Here is an 18,485-nt window from a genome sequence, read left to right on the forward strand (position 1 = left end):
TTCATTAAATTATCATTGTTAAAGTCAATAAAATATAGTTATAAGAGATAACTAGAGATAAGAAGAGCGATCTTTGTATTTTCTATGTGAATCAAATTATAAATATATCAACTAAATAACTACAATTAAACAGGCACTGTCTTACATTAAGTAAGGTAGTGAACGCAACATAGAATAAAAAAGATATTAAGGGCCATAGGTGGATGCCTTGGCTAGTAGAGGCGATGAAAGACGTACTAGGCTGCGAAAAGCCTCGGGGAGCTGCCAAGAAGCTTTGATCCGGGGATTTCTGAATGGGGCGACCCAGCATGGCGCGAGTCATGTTACCCTACGGGGGGCGAACTCAGGGAAGTGAAACATCTCAGTACCTGAAGGAAAAGAAATCAAACGAGATTCCCATAGTAGCGGCGAGCGAAAAGGGATTAGGGCACTTAGTGATAATATATTTGTTAGCTGAACACTTTGGAAAGAGTGAACATAGAGGGTGATATTCCCGTAAGCGAAAACATTTGTATGGTACTAGACTAAGGAATGAGTAGGTCGGGACACGTGTTATCTTGACTGAATATGGGGGGACCACCCTCCAACCCTAAATACTACTACTAGACCGATAGCGAACAAGTACCGTGAGGGAAAGGTGAAAAGGACTGCGGTGAGCAGAGTGAAATAGAACCTGAAACCTATGGCTTACAATCATTCGGAGCACTATTATATATAAGTGTGACGGACTGCCTTTTGCATAATGAGCCTGCGAGTTGTGGTATCTGGCAAGGTTAATCGAACGAGAAGCCGTAGCGAAAGCGAGTCTTAATAGGGCGAATTAGTCAGATGCTGCAGACCCGAAACTGAGTGATCTATCCATGAGCAGGTTGAAGCTGGTGTAAGAGCCAGTGGAGGACCGAACCCGCTGGCGTTGAAAAGTCTTGGGATGACTTGTGGATAGGGGTGAAAGGCCAATCAAACTCAGTGATAGCTGGTTCTCTCCGAAATATATTTAGGTATAGCCTCGAGCATTAGCATGAAGGGGTAGAGCACTGACAGGGCTAGGGCTGCTTACCGCGGTACCAAACCCTATCAAACTCCGAATACTTCATGTGTAACCTCGGGAGTCAGGCGGTGGGTGATAAAATCCATCGTCAAGAGGGGAACAACCCAGACTAGCAGCTAAGGTCCCAAAGTCTTGTCTAAGTGGAAAAGGATGTGAAGTTGCTGTGACAACCAGGAGGTTGGCTTAGAAGCAGCCACCCTTTAAAGAAAGCGTAACAGCTCACTGGTCTAGCGATTTTGCGCCGAAAATATAACGGGGCTAAGACAAGCACCGAAGCTCTAGGTTAAGTTATTATTATTTAGTACGCCATTGGAACAAAGTCCCAATAGCTACGTTAACACTGTGTTCGCTTCAGCAGCGGGCTCACGCGACTAGTCGCTTAATCGCACTAGTGCGATGGGCTTTCCGCCGAGGAAAACCTAGTGTTAACGTAGCTAGCGGAATTACTTCCGATAGCGTCTTAATTATAACTTAGCGGTAGGAGAGCGTTCCAGTCAGCGTAGAAGCCATACCGGCAAGGAGTGGTGGAGCGGCTGGAAGTGAGCATGCAGGCATGAGTAGCGAGAAAAGAAGTGAGAATCTTCTTCGCCGTAAACCCAAGGTTTCCTACGCGATGCTCGTCATCGTAGGGTTAGTCGGGACCTAAGTCGAGTCCGAGAGGGGTAGACGATGGCAAATCGGTTAATATTCCGATACCGACTGTTGTTCGCTTGAGTGATGGGGGGACGCATAGAGTTAATTGAGCTCACTGATGGAATAGTGGGTCGAAGGATGTAGGTTGTATCATAGGCAAATCCGTGATACATTAGACCGAGATCTTACAGGCAGAGCAATCTCTTCGGAGAGCGCTTTGAATCAATGATACTGTCGTGCCGAGAAAAGCCTCTAAACGAGAACAGCAGTTGCCCGTACCGTAAACCGACACAGGTGGGTGAGATGAGTATTCTAAGGCGCGTGGATGAACCCTGGTTAAGGAACTCTGCAAACTAGCACCGTATCTTCGGTATAAGGTGTGCCCTATTTGTAAATGGACTTGCTCCATGAAGCATTGACGGGTCGCAGCAAAGTGTCCCTCCCGACTGTTTACCAAAAACACAGCACTCTGCTAACTCGTAAGAGGATGTATAGGGTGTGACGCCTGCCCGGTGCTTGAATGTTAAATGGATTGCTTAGCTCACGCGAAGGCTTGAAATGAAGCACAAGTAAACGGCGGCCGTAACTATAACGGTCCTAAGGTAGCGAAATTCCTTGTCGGTTAAATACCGACCTGCATGAATGGCGTAACGAGATGGGAGCTGTCTCAACCAGGGATCCAGTGAAATTGTAGTGGAGGTGAAAATTCCTCCTACCCGCGGAAAGACGGAAAGACCCCGTGCACCTTTACTATAGCTTGACATTGCTATTGGGATATTCATGTGCAGGATAGGTGGGAGCCGTTGAATCTATGACGCCAGTTGTAGATGAGGCATCCTTGAGATACCACCCTTGAATATTCTGATAGCTAACTCGGTACGATTATCTCGTGCGAGGACAATGTCTGGTGGGTAGTTTGACTGGGGCGGTCGCCTCCTAAAAAGTAACGGAGGCTTACAAAGGTTCGTTCAGAAGGGTTGGAAATCCTTCGTAGAGTATAATGGCATAAACGAGCCTGACTGTGAGAGAGACAACTCGAGCAGAGTCGAAAGACGGTCATAGTGATCCGGTGGTTCTGTGTGGAAGGGCCATCGCTCAAAGGATAAAAGGTACGCCGGGGATAACAGGCTGATCTCCCCCAAGAGCTCACATCGACGGGGAGGTTTGGCACCTCGATGTCGGCTCATCGCATCCTGGGGCTGGAGCAGGTCCCAAGGGTATGGCTGTTCGCCATTTAAAGCGGTACGCGAGCTGGGTTCAGAACGTCGTGAGACAGTTCGGTCCCTATCTTCCGTGGGCGTAGGAGAGTTGAGGAGAGCTGACCCTAGTACGAGAGGACCGGGTTGGACATGCCACTGGTGCACCAGTTGTTCTGCCAAGAGCATCGCTGGGTAGCTACGCATGGATGAGATAACCGCTGAAAGCATCTAAGCGGGAAGCCAACTCCAAGATGAACTCTCCCTGAAGTACGCTTGAAGACTACAAGCTTGATAGGCTGGATGTGTACGCAGAGTAATCTGTTTAGCTGACCAGTACTAATAGTACGTTTGTCTTTTTTACATATCGTTCACTACCTTACTTAGTGTATAGGTGTCTGAAGTAGTTATTTAGTGATTAGTGATTAGTGATTAGTTGGCGGTTTTACCTAACCCCTAACATCTAAACCCTAAACCCTGAAATGTTGACTTTAACAATGAAAATCTTCTCTAAACCAAGAGCAATCATTTTTAAGTACACACAATAAAGTGTATTTAAATGTGATTGTCTAGGTGGCTATAGAGAGAGGGAAACGCCTGGCCCCATTCCGAACCCAGAAGCTAAGCCTCTCATCGCTGATAATACTGCATCTTTCAGGTGTGGAAATGTAGGTCGCTGCCTAGTTGATCATTTCTTCTAACTCTTATTTAAAATCAAATTATTAACTTAACAAAATTCTTATTTATTATTATAAATTTTTATCTATTCTTGAAGTTTTATCAATTGATTCTATGGTATTATTTTATATATTAACTATTTTAGGATGTTATATGAAAAATTATATAAAAGATCAGATAAAAAAATCATTTGAGACAAAACAAGCTATTTATCAAAATGAAGAGTTATTAAATAAAATCGTAGAAGTCTGCAAACTGTGTGTAGAGCTCTATAAAGGTAAGAATAAAACGATATTAGCTGGAAACGGCGGAAGTGCAGCGGATGCACAGCATATAGCTGCTGAGCTTGTTGGAAGATATGGATTTGATAGGCCCTCTATACCTTCTCTGGCTTTAACAACTGATACATCTTGCTTAACTGCAATTGGAAATGATTATGGGTATGACAAAATTTTTTCTCGTCAATTAGAGGGTATGGGACAAAGTGGAGATATATTTATTGGTATATCAACTTCCGGAAATTCTAAAAATATAATCAATGCATTTGAAGTAGCAAAAGAAAAAGGCATAAAAACTATAGCTTTGGTCGGCAGAGATGGCGGGGAAATGGCTAAAATAGCTGATATAGCTTTAGTTATACCATCTGATTCTACTCCAAGAATACAGGAATCTCATATACTTATAGGACATATAATTTGTGATATTATTGAAAAAGAGACTTTTGGCAGAGGTGTTAGTTGACATTTATGAAAAAAGCACTTTTTTTAGATCGCGATGGTATTATAAATGTTGAACTCAATTATCTTTATAAAATAGAAGATTTCAAATTTATTGATGGCATATTTGAGCTATGTACACATTATCAAAGTTTGGGTTATTTAATTATTGTAGTTACAAATCAATCTGGCATTGTAAGAGGCTATTATAGTGAAGCAGATTTTGAAAAATTGACTTCATGGATGATAAATGAGTTTGCAAAAGAGGGTATAAAAATTACAAAGGTTTATCATTGCCCTCATCATCCAGAACTTTCTGGTGCGTGCAGTTGTAGAAAACCGGAGCCAGGTATGATTTTAGAGGCGAAAAAAGAGTTTGATATAGATTTAGAAAATTCTATTTTAGTTGGTGATAAAGAGCGTGATATTGAGGCGGCCATAGCTGCAGGAATAAAAAAGAGTTATCTTTTTGATGAGACAGGATTACATAAAACATCAAAAGCTACTAAAACAGTTTCAAAATTAAAGGATATTTATTATGTTGATACTAAATAGCGGCGGTACATTTAACAAGCAATATAACCCATTAAACGGAGAGTTGGAAGTTCCATACAACAATAATGCAATCAAAAAAATTTTACAAAGTGTGGATGCTAAATATGATTTGGCAGGCGTTATCTATAAAGATAGTCTAGATATGACAATGGATGACAGGAAAATGCTTGCAAGTGTTATTATGGAGTCAAAAGATGATACTTTTGTGATTGTACATGGGACAGATACAATGCATTTAAGCGCAGAGTTTTTAGCCGAAATATTTGATGATAGAAAAATTGTATTTATTGGAGCTATGAAGCCGTTTGAAGTTGATAATATTGAAGCAACTTTAAATCTTGGTATAGCAATCGGTTTTGCTAAAGGCATAAAAGAAAATGGTGTATATATTTGTATGAGTGGATATGTTGAACCGTGGGAAAAAATTCGAAAAAACAAAAAATTTGGAAAATTTGAAGTTGTCGAATAAAATTCCCTGTTCTCATTGTCAATTAGAGTTCGACCCATCAGTTATGATACAAGATGGTGACCTTTATTTTTGTTGTAACGGCTGCCAGGGAGTATACCATCTTTTAAACGATAAGGGTCTCGGCAGTTTTTATGAAAAAAACAACAATGCAATTCTCACCTCTCCGCTCCAAAATTATGCAGATTCTTCAAATTTTGATTCACCCTCTTTTTATGATAAATTTGTAAAAGTTAATAGTGAAGGGTTTTGTGAGATCTCTTTGATAATAGAAGGAATTCACTGCTCAGCTTGTGTTTGGTTAAATGAAAAAGCACTCAATAAAATGGATGGCGTGATAGAGGCCAATATCAACTTTACAAATAATAAAGCGAAAGTTATTTGGGCAGATGATGTTGTAAAGCTTTCAAAAATTATCGATATGATTAGAGCAATTGGCTATAATGCCCATGCTTATGATGCAACAACACAAGAGGTGCATGTTAACAGAGAGAGAAAAGCATACTATTTAAAAATGGCAGTTGCAATATTTGCATCAATGAATATTATGTGGATAGCAGTTGCACAATATGCCGGATATTTTAGCGGAATTACTCAGGATATAAAGACTATTCTTAATGTCGCTGAAGGAATATTAGCAACACCTGTGCTTTTTTATAGCGGCTGGGTCTTTTTTAGAGGTGCTTATTATGGCTTAAAAACAAAAGTAGTAAATATGGATTTGTTGGTTGCAACAGGGGCATTGCTTACTTATATTTACTCAATATATATAACTGTTATGCAGCGTGGTGAAGCCTATTTTGATTCTGTGAGCATGATTATTACTTTTGTTTTAATCGGTAAATTTTTAGAAGTTTTAAGTAAAAAAAATGCTGCTGACACACTTGACCTTATTATAAAAAATATTCCTGCGGAAGTCAAAGTTATTAAAAATAATACTGTCGTTACATGTAAACTTGATGATGTTAAAGTTAATGATATTGTTATTGTTTCTTCCGGTGAAAAAGTTTTGTTTGATGGTGAGATTATAAAAGGAGACGGTTCTTTTGATGAATCTAGCTTAACAGGTGAGAGCAATCCGGTATATAAAAGTGTCGGCATGAATGTTGTAAGCGGCACAACAAGCATTGATGCAGATATCTATTTTAGAGCAACAAAAGATTTTAAACACTCAACACTTTCAAATATAGTAACGCTTTTAGAGGCTGCTATAAATAAAAAACCAAAGATACAACAGATTGCAAATAAATTATCTGAATATTTTTCATCAATAATTTTATTACTCTCTTTATTGACTTTTTTAGGATGGTGGCACTATTGCGGAAATTTTGAAACATCTTTTATGGTTGCGGTATCTGTAATCATCATAGCGTGTCCTTGTGCGCTTGCTCTTGCTACTCCGGTCGCTACTTTAGTTGGACTCAGTATAAGCGCTTCAAGAGGAATACTTTTTAAAGAGGCAGCCGGACTTGAGACTATGGCAAAAATAGATACTCTTGTTTTGGATAAAACAGGAACAATTACTGTTGGAAAACCAGAAGTTATAAAAGAGTATATATATAAAGATTTTGATAAACAACTATTATATTCAATGGTTCACTCTTCAAAACATCCTATTTCACAAGGAATTGCAAAATATATTAAAGAGCAGAACAAAGATATAGCAGAGATAGTTTTTGATGATTATACGCAGATTCCTGCAAAAGGGATAAAAGCAAAATATAAAAATATGGAGTTTTTAGGCGGTAATTTAAAACTGCTTGAGGAATACAAAATTTATATAGAATCTTCAACACAGGAGACAAGTTTTTATTTTGTAATAGACAATGAAGTTGTTGCTATGTACGAGTTAAAAGATAGAATCAAAGATGGAATCAAAGAGCTGATAGCAAATATGAGGCAAAGCAAAATTGAAGTTGTTCTTTTAAGCGGAGATCATAAAAATATAACAAAAAATATTGCAAAAGAGGTTGGCATATATAATTTTATGTATGAACAGACTCCTCAAGATAAAGCAGAGTATATAAACGCTCTTCATAACGAAAATAAAAAAGTTGTTATGGTAGGAGACGGCGTGAATGATATTTTAGCATTGGCATCGGCTGATATTGCTATAGCTATGGGAAGCGGAAGCGATATAGCAGTTGAAGTAGGAGATGTGGTTTTGCTTGATGATTCTCTAAAATCACTGAATGACACTTTTAAAATTAGTAAAACAACATATGGCTTGATTAAACAAAATCTTTTTATATCTTTAGTTTATAATAGCATAACGATTCCTCTTGCGATGGCTGGATATGTTATACCTCTTTTTGCAGCAATATCTATGTCATTAAGCTCTTTGCTTGTTGTGGGCAATTCTATGCGAATTCGTTATAAATGGAATAAGGATTAAATTATGGATAGTTGGGTAGTAGCTATGATGCTTGGAGTCTCTGTATTTTTAGGAGCAATTGCCTTGTTTGCATTTTTATGGGCTGTAAAAAATGGTCAGTTTGATGATGAAGAGAAGTTTTTAAATGCAGCCAAATTTGATGGTGAAGATGAATTAAATGACGCTGTAAAACGAGAACAAAAGAAAAAAGATTTACAAAAAAAGTATAAACCTGAATAGAGAGAAAAAATTGCCCAAAAAGGGCAATTTAAGTAAATTATTTACCGATTGTTTGTGCAAATGCCTCTAAATCAGCATCAGAGTATTTAGCAACTTGACCTTTCATAAGACCTTTCATTGGTCCACCGTAACTACCATCTTTGTAGCCTTTAAGTGCAGTAGCGATTTCAGCGTGAGTCATTTCAGCAACATTTTTAGATTTACCTAGAGCAGCTTTGCTCCAATCAGCACCGTGACAACCTAAACAAGCACCAGCATTAACTTCAGCCATTAAAACAGTAGTTGCAGTTAAAGCAACAATTGATAAAGCGATTTTTTTCATAATATTAACCCTTTGAAATTATTTTTCGGGCAAATTATAGTTATTTTACTCTTAAATACATGTTAATAATTTATCTGTTATCATTTTGTTAAATTTTAGAGGCTATGGTGTGCAGATGAGATACATAAATGATGATTTAAAAGATAAAACAATTTTAATAACTGGCGGTGCAGGCTTTATTGGTTCAAATTTGGCATTTTATTTTCAAAATAATCATCCAGAAGCAAATATAATTATTCTTGATAGTTTCAGAAGCGGCAAAACACTTTCCAACGGTAATCTTAAAAGTTTTGGACATTTTAAAAATTTGATAGGTTTTAGAGGTGAAGTAATCAGTGGTGATATTAATGACAAAGATTTGTTGCTTAATTTAGAATTAAATTATAAATTTGATTATATTTTTCACGAAGCTGCCATATCTGATACAACTGCACTTGAACAAGATTTAATGATAAAAACAAATGTAAATGCTTATAAAGATTTGTTGGAGATTGCCATAAAACATAATGCAAATATGATATACGCATCATCTGCAGCGACATATGGAAATGCACTCTCTCCTCAAATAGTTGGACGAGAATCGCCTCAAAATGTTTATGGTTTCTCTAAACTCTGCATGGATAATTTAAGCAAAGAGTATATGAAAAAAAGTAATATCGCAATAGTAGGTCTTAGATATTTTAATGTTTACGGTCCAAGAGAGTATTTTAAAAATACAACCGCTTCTATGATTTTGCAGTTTGGACATCAAATATTAGCAGGTAAAAACCCACGACTTTTTGAAAATAGTGATAAAATACTTAGAGATTTTATATATATAGAAGATGTCATTCAAGCCAATATAAAAGCTATGCATCCAAAAGAGAGCGGAATTTATAATGTCGGAACAGGCAGAGCTAGAAGTTTTCAAGATATAGTAGATATATTGCAAAAAGAGTTAGATACAACATTGAAATGTGAATATATAAAAAATCCTTTTATCGGAAGCTATCAGTTTCATACCGAAGCTGATATTTCATCAACAAAAGAGAAACTTGGATATGAGCCTGGATTTGAAATGGAAGATGGAATTAAAGCGTATGTAGATGAAATTAAAAGAGTATATGCTCAAGAAGTTAAAAAATGAAAATATTAAAAAATTTTACTCCAAAGATCTTGGTTTTTGGCGATTTGATGCTGGATCACTATCTATGGGGAAGTTGTGAGAGAATTTCACCGGAAGCTCCTGTTCAAGTTGTGGATGTAGCAAAAGAGACAACACTTTTAGGCGGTGCGGGAAATGTTATCAACAATCTGGTAACTTTAGGCGCAAAAGTATCTGTTGGCAGTGTGATAGGCGATGATGAAAATGGAAAAGAACTTCTAAATATGCTAAGAAGCATAGATGTTGATACTTCAAATATTTTTACTTTAAAAAATAGAAAAACATCAAAAAAAAGTCGTATAATTGCCAGTTCGCAACAAGTTTTGCGTTATGATAAAGAGAGTAAAGAGCAGATACTTGATGAAGAAGCGGATAAAATTCTTAACTCTGTAAATAGCACAATCTGCAGTTATGACGCCGTAGTGCTGTCTGATTATGGAAAAGGGGTGCTTAGCGGCTATTTTTGTCAAAAGTTGATAGAGCTTTGTAAAAAAAACAGTATCAAAGTTTTTGTTGATCCAAAAGGAAGCAATTACAGCAAATACAAAGGTGCATATCTTTTAACTCCTAATAAAAAAGAAGCCATGCTCGCTACCGGAGTAGATATAAAAGATAAAGAATCATTAAAAAAAGCACTTTTAAAACTAAAAGATATATGTGATTTGGATATATCTATGATTACTCTCTCCGAAGATGGAATAGCTACTTATGATAATGAGCTAAAACTCTTCCCAACTGTTGCAAAAGAGGTTTTTGATGTAACCGGTGCAGGAGACACTGTTATCGCTTCTATAGCCTTTGCTTTTAGTGCAAACAGAAGCATAAGCGAAGCTGCCGGCTTTGCAAATTTGGCTGCAGGAGTAGTTGTGGGCAAAATTGGCTCTGCAACGGTCACTCTAGACGAGATAGAGGAGTATGAAGCAGCGTTGCATAAAAGTACTTCAGATGCTCATATAAAGAGTTTTGAAGAGATAAAAATTGTAGTTGAAAGATATCGTAAAAACGGTAAAAAGGTTGTCTTTACAAACGGTTGTTTTGATATTTTGCATGTAGGGCATGTAAAGTATCTGCAAGAGGCAAAAAGTTTCGGAGATATTTTGATAGTCGGGTTAAACTCTGATGCATCAGTTTCTCGTTTAAAAGGTCCTACAAGACCTGTAAATATTGCACAAGACAGGGCTTATCTGCTTGCCGCACTTGAAGCGGTTGACTTTGTAGTTCCTTTTGAGGATGATACACCTTATGAACTTATAAAAATGATACAGCCTGACACGCTTGTTAAAGGTGGTGACTATAAAGGCAAAGATGTTGTCGGTACTGAGTTTGCTAACGAACTCAAACTAGTTGATTTTGTTGAAGGTAAAAGTACGACAAAAACAATTAAAAAAATACAAGGAGAGTAAATGTTACGAAAAATATCTTTAATAGCACTAAGTGCAGCATCTGTTTTTGCAATGCATAGCGCTGAGCTAAATATAAATAATTCTGATCTAGAGGTTGGAGTGAGGCTTGATGCAGGACAGTTCAATGAAAGCGTTGAACCTCATACAATTTTTATAGGTGCAAAATATATTAATGCTGATGAGAGACATAGCGATGTTAGACGCATAAAAGATTACCAAGAGGTAAATTTTTTAATGCAAAAAAATGTCAATGCTGATTTTAGATTAGGATTGGGCGTTAAGCTAAATCATACTGAAGATTTTGTCTCTATACCATTAGGGCTTGAAGCTCAATATAAGCTCCCTATAAATACAGCAATGCCGCTTTATATCGGTGCTGCTATATATTGTGCGCCTGAGGTTCTTTCTATGGATAAAGCCGATGGATTTTTAGAGTACCGCGCAAATGCAGATCTGCAGGTTATAGAAAACGGCTACATTACAGTTGGATATAGACATATGGATACCAACTATAAAAGAGGAGATGTAGAGTATAATGACTCTGTTTATATTGGTATGAAGTTCGAGTTTTAAATATCTAACTTTTTTGCAGCTTCTATAACTTCAGATGCCATTATGCTCTTCATGCATTCATGGTGTCCAAGCGGGCACTCTCTTCTCATGCAGGGTGCGCACTCCATATCGTGTCTTACTATTTTGCTTTTTTTATTCATCCATTGTGATGTTTCTGTATGTTTTGTAGGTCCGAAAATGGCAACAGTTGGAACTTGATATGCGGCTGCGACATGCATAGGTCCACTGTCATTTGTCACAAACAAAGAACATCCGCCTATAAATTCACAAAGCTCTTTTATACTTGTTTTTCCTGCTAAGTTTGTATAATTTGAAACACCTGAGGATTTGAGATAAGACTCTATCTCATCTGCCATCTCCACCTCATTTGGTCCGCCAAAAATTATGATTTCGTACTTATCGCTGAACTCTCTTGCAACTTCGGCAAACCTCTCTGGATACCATCTTTTTGCACTTCCATATGTTGCACCGGCATTGATTCCCATTGTGGGTTTTTCAAATCTTTTTGAAGGAATATAGAGTTTAAGCTTTGGAGTATTTTTGTCCCATGCATCCGTGTTTATCATGGCTAGTTGGGCATATTGTCTGCAGAGGTGCTGATTTGTTTTTATGGTCGGAGTGTGTGAGAGCAAAAACATAGAGTGCCATGATTTTTTTGCTATGCAAAGTACACTGCCTGTGAGTTTAAGAAGCAAAGATGCGTGAATCTGGTTTCTAAAAGAGATTGCCATATGAAAGCTGCCCAACTCTTTTGCAAGTTCATATGTTGCTTTCATTCTGTTTGGAGCTTTTTTTGTTTCATCTACAACTGCTTTTTCGCATTTGGGATGATACTTTAATGCTTCAATGGATACGAAGCTGCCAACAAAAGTGAATCGTGCTTGTGGATAATATAGAGCTAAAAGTTCTATTGCAGGAGTTGCCATAACGGCGTCTCCTAACCAATTTGGTAAAATTATCAGTATTTTCATGGATGTAATTATAGCGCGTCTTTTATGTAAATATAGAGTGGTGATGAACCAATGCTAAGTATTTCATCTCTTAGCGGTTCTCCTTCGTGAGTATATACTGTAAAAAACTCTTCATTTTTTAAAGTTGTCGGCTTTAGTGACCAGTGGATTTGAAGAAGTTTGTTATCAACTAGACATTGAAGGATATAGTAGTCTCGTTTTATATCAAGTCTTAAAAACTGTGCATTTTTGAGATTTTGAACCATAAACTTGTATGTTTTAAAAGCAGAGCGTTTTTTAATGCCTTCCCTATTATCTACAAGCCCATATCCGGGAGCAATCAGTTGATGCCATGAGACGGAGTCGACCTGTTGTGAGGCAAAAGCAAGCAGATAGTAGCGCAGCATATAGTCTGCATACAAATTTTCACTCACACACTCATATTCGCTTGTGGGAGCATATGGAGCCGTGCCGCTAAGGGGCCAGTTTGTCTCGGTGATATGAAGCTTATGTTCACTTTTTGGACTCAGCCAGACCATTGTGCTAAGAAGCGAGATTTTATCCTGAAGAGTAAATCCCATCTGCATATTTTCAGGTGCACCGCGTCTATCTACATATAAAAGAGAAGAGACGCCGTCAAAGCGGTATTTGCAGAGATTAAAAAGCGTATGAGCTGTAAAATGATATTCAAAATCTATGACTCCGCTTCCAATGAGTTTGATGTTTGGAAATTTTGAGGTTTTCAGATCATACGCTGTTTTATAAAAAAGATTATACTCATCTACACTAAAAAACCCCCATTTTGCTCTGTTTATGGTTGAACCGATTTCAAAGATATCTACATATTGATTAAAAGTGGTAAAGATTCTCTCCAAATCTCTTTGTAAAAGTGTTAAATCTTCTACATGTTCTCTGTCTTGGAGGATTTTAAGCGTTATTTTTTTATCTCTGTTTTTGAGTATAAAATCTTTTAAAAGTGGAACTTTTTCCATCTCCCAGAGTTTTAGGCGCAGCAGAATTCTCTCTACTTCCAACTCCTCTATCATCTCCAGAGTCTCTTTTGGATTTCGTTCAAAATCAACACCTATACAAAAGAAGGTTTTTGAGTCTATCTTTTTTCTTTTGACAAAGGGCGTGAGAATAAGTGATACAGGCAGCACAAAAATAGAGATAAAAAGAGTTTTTAAAAGTGAGCCGATCTGGCTTTTTCGCATCTTTTTTTTGTAGTTTTTGTCTTTAAGCGGATATGGTTGATCGGAATAGTTATCCCAAATATACGGTTTTTTCATAAGACGGATTATAACCTTTTTAATATAAAATATTATCTAATTTATTGGGGACATTTTGGCATTTTACTTTTAAATATTACAGATTTACAAAAGAATTGGTGGCATAAATTATTTTATTTGCTCATAAAGTTTCACATATGCCTGAGCCATATTTTTAGCTGAATATATTTGAACTGTTTTCTTTGCGTTTGACACTAAAAAATCCATTTTTTCTTTATCTGTATAAAGAGTTATGATAAGTTTTTCAAGCTCGCCCGGATTGTTTATATCAAAAAGCAGACCGTTCTCTTTATCTTCTATTATATCTGGAATGCCTCCTGCGCGGCTTGCGATAATAGGCGCTCCGATATTCATAACATCAAGAAGAGTAGATCCGAGTCCCTCATTTCTCGATGGAAAAACAAACATATCAAAGCTTTTTATATAATCGTTTACATTGTTTACAAAACCCTCAAAAGTGATATTTGTAAGCTCTTTTGCCATCTCTTTAAAGCGCTCTTCATCGCATCCGCCGCCAACAAGTAAAAAGTGAATATTTGGGTGTGATGTCTGCAGTTTTTTTGCTATGTCGATAATGATTGACTGTCCTTTGTGTTTGTCGTCAAGTGCACCTACATGACCTATGAGAAATTTTTTATCAAATCTTGTTTTTATAATGGAGACATTTTCGTTATTGATTTTTATATCGCTAAATGCACTTGGAATGATCTTTGTAGTTGCTTTTGGAGCAACTCTCAATATCTCTTTTTCAATTGCCTTTGAGAGTGCGACAGATGTTTTTGCATTTGTGTACATTAGCGTGTTTAAAAAATTTGTTTTCAGGGCATTGTCAACTCTTCGTGTTACGATATATGGAGTTTTTTTCAATATATTTGCAAAATAAGCAAACTGAAGTGCTTTTGTCTCATGTGCATGTATGATGGAGTTGTTTTTTATTTTATTAAGGTGTAATATATATGGCTTGGATATCTCAATAATCTCTAAATTTTTTATATCTCTGCATCTTTTTGTAAGTTCAGAGTTTTTTCTAACTAAAAGTTTTTGTTTGTAACCATGAAGAGAGAGCTGCTCTATAAGAAGCTGTGTTTGTCTCTCCCCGCCGCGAAAACCTTTTGCAAAATTTGCATGAGTGATTATTTTTTGCAATTTATATACCTTTTTGTGTATCTAAAAAATTTACTATAAGCGTTGGTTGAAGCGATGAAAAATCCTCTCCAGCCGTCTAAAATACCGAGTTGCAAGAAATATGTTTTAAAAAATGCCCATTTTGCTTTAAGTAGTACTGTTAAAAAGCAACAAGTTTTTTTATTTTTTGATGCTAGGTCTGAATATGATGCTATTTTATATAGAAATGAATTTATATCTTGCACAGCATTGTGTTTAAAACTGCTTTTGAGTTTGGTTTTTTTTGTCTCATTTTTGAGTTCCACAAATTCATGAACTATATTTTGGTTGAAATTGTGGTAGGTTTTATTGTAGATTCTTGTTAGGTAGTCACTTCCCCATCCGCTGTGTTTCACTTCTTTTCCTAAAAAGTAGTTGTCCCGCTTGAGTATAAAAACTTCTTTCGCATTATCTAGCTTAAGATGTTTTAGTTCTTCAATCAAGGATGTTGATACAGTTTCATCCGCATCTAATGAAAGAATCCATTCATTTTTTGCAAAAGTTGCAGCTCTGTTTTTTGTTGGACCAAAGCCTGAAAATTTACCTTGAATTAGATTTATATTTGAGTATTTTTTTGCGATTTCAATAGTGCTGTCCGTTGAGCCGTTATCGTATAAAACCACATCTTCAAAAGATTTTAGAGATTCTAAGGTAGGCTCTATTGTTGCGGCTGCATTTTTTACAATAATAACGCATGATATTGTTTTAATCAACAACTTTTACACCTCTTACTCTTTTTTTCATATTTTTTTTATCTTTATGTGCTTGAGAATATTTTAGTGCAGTTGTAATGCAGCTATTTGCATCATTTTTGACAAGTTTTGCATACTCTTTGATTATTATTGCCAAGTCATCATTTTTTGCCCACAGCATTGAGAAATTTTTAAGTCTGCTGTTTAGATCTAGGGTTTTAAACTGCATCCTGTTTATGTCTACTATTTTAAATATATAGCCGCCGTTCTCTTTTTTTATAAGAATATTTCCCGGAGAGAAATCAAGATGTAAAATGCCATTTTCGTGGAGCCTGAAAGTAAACGCTGCAAATTCTTTAAAGATAAACTCTCTTTCTTGAAAATTGCTGTCTTTTAGAACCTCTCTAATGGTAAAATCATATTTGAAATTTTCGCTTACAAAATAGCTCTCACTAAGCAGACCAAATCTGTAAAACTCTATATATCCGATAGGTTTAGGCACAAAATCTACTATTTTCAGACTGTTTTGATATGATTTTTTCGCTTTAGAGTCTCTAAAAAATGTATAAACAATTTTATTGATAATATTTGGAATCTTAAAAGATTTGACAACCAAACTCTCACCGTTAAAGTCAATGATTTTTATCTCGTTTCTTGCTTTATGGATTGAGCTGCTTGCGCTGTCAAAATGGCTTTTTATGTTTTTTAAAAACTCTATATATTTACTTTGAATCGATTCAAACTTCATTTTCTATCCTGTTTTGTGCTATAAAGATTCCGCTAAAGAGCGCAAGAAGTGCGGCTGAAAACTGTTCATGAAACATATTTTCTACTAAACTTGAAACAGAGTAGACGCTTACAAAGATAACCATTAAAGTGAAATAGTATCTATCTTGAATCTTTAGTTTTAAGAGATTGTAAAAAATCATAAGATATAAAAACAGTCCTATGATTCCAAGATGAACTGCAGTTTGTACATAAAAATTGTGATAGCTTGGCAGATGTTTGATGCAATCTTTATTTGGGTAAGACTCTTCTACTATTTTTACAAAATCATTCATATCTTTTACAACACCGGTACCAATGATAGGATTTTCTAAAAAAATCTCTCCGCCTATTATCCATAAACCCAGTCTCGCGCCAAAAGAGGTACAAAATGATCCTTGGGATATTTTGTGTATCTCATTTATTGATGTGTCAAATCTTGTTTTAAAAACAGGACTTACATGATAAGCTGTATAAAAAATAGACAGAACTAATGCGAACATGCTTAAAAGAGCAATTATTTTATTTTTTACATTTAAAAAACCAACTACAAAAATAGAGACTGCAAATGCGGCTTGACCGGTTCTTCCGCCATTTAAAAACAGGTTTGATGTAATAATTAAAAAATAGAGAAAATAAATTACTTTCCATTTCATTTTATTTTCATAAAAAAATCTGTTTAAAAGCAAAAGTGACGCAAATGCCAAAAACATAGAGTATTGAAGATGATTCATAAAGGGAGTGGGATCGTTAGGGCTTACATTTTTCCACTGAATGAGTTCAAAAAATATGCTGTATGAGAGTATTTCACTTATAAATAAACCTGTTAAAAATGCGGAAATTCCGTATTCAACAAACCTTTTTTGGATTGTTGTGGCAATAACTAAAACAACTAAAAAATACCAATATTTTCTAACATACTCCAAGCCGCTGATTACATCGTTTGACCAAAAAAGCGAGAGTAAGCTAAAGCCGATAAAAGCAAGAAAATATAAGATAACTTTGTTTGATTTTATAAACTCTATTTTACTTTTAAAGTCTTTTGTAAAAAGCCATAGAATAAATAGCGATATTGTTAATATAGATATTCCAGCTCTAGAAATCGGCAATAAAAATGCATACAAAACAAAGAGATAATTAATATATTCATTTAATGTAATATTTTTTAATTTATTCATTTTTTGTCTTTGATAAGTGCGTTGAAAAAATTATTGTATTTCTCTGTTGTAGTTCTATGTGACATCTTATTTTCAATGGTATATGCGCAGTTGTTTGAAAACTCCTTTAGTCTTTCGGGTGTATTATAAAGTTTTGTAATTTTTTCTGCAATAGCGTCTGCATCTTTTATGGGTACTATAAAACCGTTAAATCCATCCTCTATTATTTCTGCATTTCCCTCAATTGCCGAAGCGATAACCGGTGTTTTACCTGCCAATGATTCAAGAATCACTCTTGGCAGCCCCTCTTTTCTAATTGATGCTTGAACTAGCACACTGCATGAAGCAATAATTTGAGGGGCGTCGTTTCTAAATCCGGTGAGATGGATTCTCTCTTGCATTCCGCTGTTTTTTATCTCAGAGAGGTAAGGTTCTTGTGATATGTTTTCACCGATTAAAATAATATGTATATTTTTATATTTAGCCAATTGATGAGCGGCTTTAAGCAGATAGATAAGTCCTTTATGTGGTCTTACATTTGCAACGAAAGCAATATTGAAATTTTGATTATTTGTGCCAAAGAGTTCTAAATTTACGGGAGTTGTATCGTACCAAGAAGTATCGTGTCCTTTATAGATAGTTTCAACTTTTTTTGACTTAGAAAAAATTTGTTTTCTTACATGTTTTGTTACTGCCTCAGAGACACAGATAACACCGTCTACTCTTGGATTTAGAGCATTTAGGTAGGCGCTTGGATCATGACGGTAAAGCCCGCCGGTCGTGCCTCTGTATGTTACAAGTTTTACTTTTGTGCCAATGCAGGCGATAACTGCATTTGAAATCGATTTTGAATTTGCTGCATAAACGATATCAATATTTTCTTTTTTTATAACACTTCTAATTTTTTTAATGGTATTAGGCGAAATCTTTTTTTTGTAATGTTCATCGATGATTTTTATGCCATGCTCTCTAAATCTTGAAGCATACTCGCTATCATGTTGTGTCATTATTGTTATGTTGTAACCAAATTTTAAAAGAGAGATATAGATCTCAGCTTCTGGTCTTACACTGTTATAAGAGCCTTTTGTTGATGTTAGTACGAGCAGATTCATATGTAAAA

16 protein-coding genes and 2 rRNA genes are annotated in these 18,485 nt (G+C 35.9%); 10 read left to right on the forward strand and 8 right to left on the reverse strand.

What is annotated here, in order from left to right:
* Window positions 1-176: 176 nt before the first annotated feature.
* The 7 genes from FJR47_RS02495 to ccoS all read left to right on the forward strand — a co-directional run bounded on the left by FJR47_RS02495 (window position 177) and on the right by ccoS (window position 7,906).
* Window positions 177-3,241 (forward strand): 23S ribosomal RNA (locus FJR47_RS02495).
* A gap of 205 nt (window positions 3,242-3,446) precedes the next feature.
* Window positions 3,447-3,562, forward strand: a 5S ribosomal RNA gene (gene rrf, locus FJR47_RS02500).
* A 146-nt stretch (window positions 3,563-3,708) separates the two neighbouring features.
* Window positions 3,709-4,296, forward strand: a complete 588-nt coding sequence (gene gmhA / locus FJR47_RS02505) for a D-sedoheptulose 7-phosphate isomerase (RefSeq protein ID WP_152298900.1) — start codon at window positions 3,709-3,711, stop codon at window positions 4,294-4,296.
* A gap of 5 nt (window positions 4,297-4,301) precedes the next feature.
* Window positions 4,302-4,826 (forward strand): D-glycero-beta-D-manno-heptose 1,7-bisphosphate 7-phosphatase, encoded by a 525-nt coding sequence (gene gmhB, locus FJR47_RS02510; protein WP_152298901.1) that lies wholly within the window; start codon window positions 4,302-4,304, stop codon window positions 4,824-4,826.
* Window positions 4,810-5,295, forward strand: coding sequence for an asparaginase domain-containing protein (locus FJR47_RS02515; protein WP_152298902.1), 486 nt, complete (start codon window positions 4,810-4,812; stop codon window positions 5,293-5,295). The genes gmhB and FJR47_RS02515 overlap by 17 nt, the downstream gene beginning before the upstream one ends.
* Before the next feature lie 43 nt (window positions 5,296-5,338).
* Window positions 5,339-7,687 (forward strand): heavy metal translocating P-type ATPase, encoded by a 2,349-nt coding sequence (locus tag FJR47_RS02520; RefSeq protein WP_241855429.1) that lies wholly within the window; start codon window positions 5,339-5,341, stop codon window positions 7,685-7,687.
* A 3-nt stretch (window positions 7,688-7,690) separates the two neighbouring features.
* Window positions 7,691-7,906: a cbb3-type cytochrome oxidase assembly protein CcoS gene (ccoS, locus tag FJR47_RS02525; RefSeq protein ID WP_152298904.1), complete on the forward strand. Its 216-nt coding sequence runs from the start codon at window positions 7,691-7,693 to the stop codon at window positions 7,904-7,906.
* Between the two features lie 37 nt (window positions 7,907-7,943).
* On the opposite strand, the gene FJR47_RS02530 is transcribed toward ccoS, so the two are convergent.
* The gene (locus tag FJR47_RS02530) at window positions 7,944-8,228 is read right to left on the reverse strand and encodes a c-type cytochrome (RefSeq protein ID WP_152298905.1); all 285 of its coding nucleotides are present in this window, start codon (window positions 8,226-8,228) and stop codon (window positions 7,944-7,946) included.
* Between the two features lie 115 nt (window positions 8,229-8,343).
* On the opposite strand from FJR47_RS02530, the gene rfaD reads away from it, so the two are divergent.
* From rfaD to FJR47_RS02545, 3 genes are read left to right on the forward strand one after another with little or no spacing between them, the layout of a single operon-like run.
* Complete coding sequence (rfaD, locus tag FJR47_RS02535) at window positions 8,344-9,354, forward strand: ADP-glyceromanno-heptose 6-epimerase (protein WP_152298906.1); 1,011 nt, start codon at window positions 8,344-8,346, stop codon at window positions 9,352-9,354.
* Window positions 9,351-10,775, forward strand: coding sequence for a D-glycero-beta-D-manno-heptose-7-phosphate kinase (rfaE1, locus tag FJR47_RS02540; protein WP_152298907.1), 1,425 nt, complete (start codon window positions 9,351-9,353; stop codon window positions 10,773-10,775). The genes rfaD and rfaE1 overlap by 4 nt, the downstream gene beginning before the upstream one ends.
* Window positions 10,776-11,348, forward strand: coding sequence for a YfaZ family outer membrane protein (locus FJR47_RS02545; RefSeq protein WP_152298908.1), 573 nt, complete (start codon window positions 10,776-10,778; stop codon window positions 11,346-11,348).
* Here the strand turns inward: FJR47_RS02545 and waaF are convergent.
* The 7 genes from waaF to FJR47_RS02580 all read right to left on the reverse strand — a co-directional run bounded on the left by waaF (window position 11,345) and on the right by FJR47_RS02580 (window position 18,477).
* On the reverse strand, window positions 11,345-12,274 hold the full coding sequence (gene waaF / locus FJR47_RS02550; protein ID WP_430738912.1) for a lipopolysaccharide heptosyltransferase II: 930 nt from the start codon (window positions 12,272-12,274) through the stop codon (window positions 11,345-11,347). The genes FJR47_RS02545 and waaF overlap by 4 nt on opposite strands.
* Before the next feature lie 53 nt (window positions 12,275-12,327).
* Window positions 12,328-13,587, reverse strand: a complete 1,260-nt coding sequence (locus tag FJR47_RS02555) for a glycosyl hydrolase (RefSeq protein ID WP_152298910.1) — start codon at window positions 13,585-13,587, stop codon at window positions 12,328-12,330.
* Between the two features lie 108 nt (window positions 13,588-13,695).
* On the reverse strand, window positions 13,696-14,733 hold the full coding sequence (locus FJR47_RS02560; RefSeq protein WP_152298911.1) for a glycosyltransferase family 4 protein: 1,038 nt from the start codon (window positions 14,731-14,733) through the stop codon (window positions 13,696-13,698).
* Window positions 14,721-15,464, reverse strand: a complete 744-nt coding sequence (locus tag FJR47_RS02565; RefSeq protein WP_188093738.1) for a glycosyltransferase family 2 protein — start codon at window positions 15,462-15,464, stop codon at window positions 14,721-14,723. The genes FJR47_RS02560 and FJR47_RS02565 overlap by 13 nt, the downstream gene beginning before the upstream one ends.
* The gene (locus FJR47_RS02570) at window positions 15,457-16,191 is read right to left on the reverse strand and encodes a hypothetical protein (RefSeq protein ID WP_152298913.1); all 735 of its coding nucleotides are present in this window, start codon (window positions 16,189-16,191) and stop codon (window positions 15,457-15,459) included. The genes FJR47_RS02565 and FJR47_RS02570 overlap by 8 nt, the downstream gene beginning before the upstream one ends.
* A complete protein-coding gene (locus FJR47_RS02575; RefSeq protein ID WP_152298914.1) occupies window positions 16,181-17,386 on the reverse strand; it encodes an O-antigen ligase family protein in 1,206 nt (401 codons plus the stop codon). The genes FJR47_RS02570 and FJR47_RS02575 overlap by 11 nt, the downstream gene beginning before the upstream one ends.
* Window positions 17,383-18,477, reverse strand: coding sequence for a glycosyltransferase family 4 protein (locus tag FJR47_RS02580; RefSeq protein ID WP_152298915.1), 1,095 nt, complete (start codon window positions 18,475-18,477; stop codon window positions 17,383-17,385). Before FJR47_RS02580 ends, FJR47_RS02575 begins: the two co-directional genes overlap by 4 nt.
* Window positions 18,478-18,485: the final 8 nt, after the last annotated feature.

The sequence above is a fragment of the Sulfurimonas xiamenensis genome, from assembly GCF_009258045.1.
Taxonomy (GTDB): domain Bacteria; phylum Campylobacterota; class Campylobacteria; order Campylobacterales; family Sulfurimonadaceae; genus Sulfurimonas; species Sulfurimonas xiamenensis.

Excerpts from the sequence above, each read along its gene's own strand:
- gmhA (WP_152298900.1), top strand. The coding sequence starts at position 3,709 with ATGAAAAATTATATAAAAGATCAGATAAAAAAATCATTTGAGACAAAA.
- gmhB (WP_152298901.1), top strand. The coding sequence starts at position 4,302 with ATGAAAAAAGCACTTTTTTTAGATCGCGATGGTATTATAAATGTTGAA.
- FJR47_RS02515 (WP_152298902.1), top strand. The coding sequence starts at position 4,810 with ATGTTGATACTAAATAGCGGCGGTACATTTAACAAGCAATATAACCCA.
- FJR47_RS02520 (WP_241855429.1), top strand. The coding sequence starts at position 5,339 with ATGATACAAGATGGTGACCTTTATTTTTGTTGTAACGGCTGCCAGGGA.
- ccoS (WP_152298904.1), top strand. The coding sequence starts at position 7,691 with ATGGATAGTTGGGTAGTAGCTATGATGCTTGGAGTCTCTGTATTTTTA.
- FJR47_RS02530 (WP_152298905.1), bottom strand. The coding sequence starts at position 8,228 with ATGAAAAAAATCGCTTTATCAATTGTTGCTTTAACTGCAACTACTGTT.
- rfaD (WP_152298906.1), top strand. The coding sequence starts at position 8,344 with ATGAGATACATAAATGATGATTTAAAAGATAAAACAATTTTAATAACT.
- rfaE1 (WP_152298907.1), top strand. The coding sequence starts at position 9,351 with ATGAAAATATTAAAAAATTTTACTCCAAAGATCTTGGTTTTTGGCGAT.
- FJR47_RS02545 (WP_152298908.1), top strand. The coding sequence starts at position 10,776 with ATGTTACGAAAAATATCTTTAATAGCACTAAGTGCAGCATCTGTTTTT.
- waaF (WP_430738912.1), bottom strand. The coding sequence starts at position 12,274 with ATGGCAACTCCTGCAATAGAACTTTTAGCTCTATATTATCCACAAGCA.
- FJR47_RS02555 (WP_152298910.1), bottom strand. The coding sequence starts at position 13,587 with ATGAAAAAACCGTATATTTGGGATAACTATTCCGATCAACCATATCCG.
- FJR47_RS02570 (WP_152298913.1), bottom strand. The coding sequence starts at position 16,191 with ATGAAGTTTGAATCGATTCAAAGTAAATATATAGAGTTTTTAAAAAAC.
- FJR47_RS02575 (WP_152298914.1), bottom strand. The coding sequence starts at position 17,386 with ATGAATAAATTAAAAAATATTACATTAAATGAATATATTAATTATCTC.
- FJR47_RS02580 (WP_152298915.1), bottom strand. The coding sequence starts at position 18,477 with ATGAATCTGCTCGTACTAACATCAACAAAAGGCTCTTATAACAGTGTA.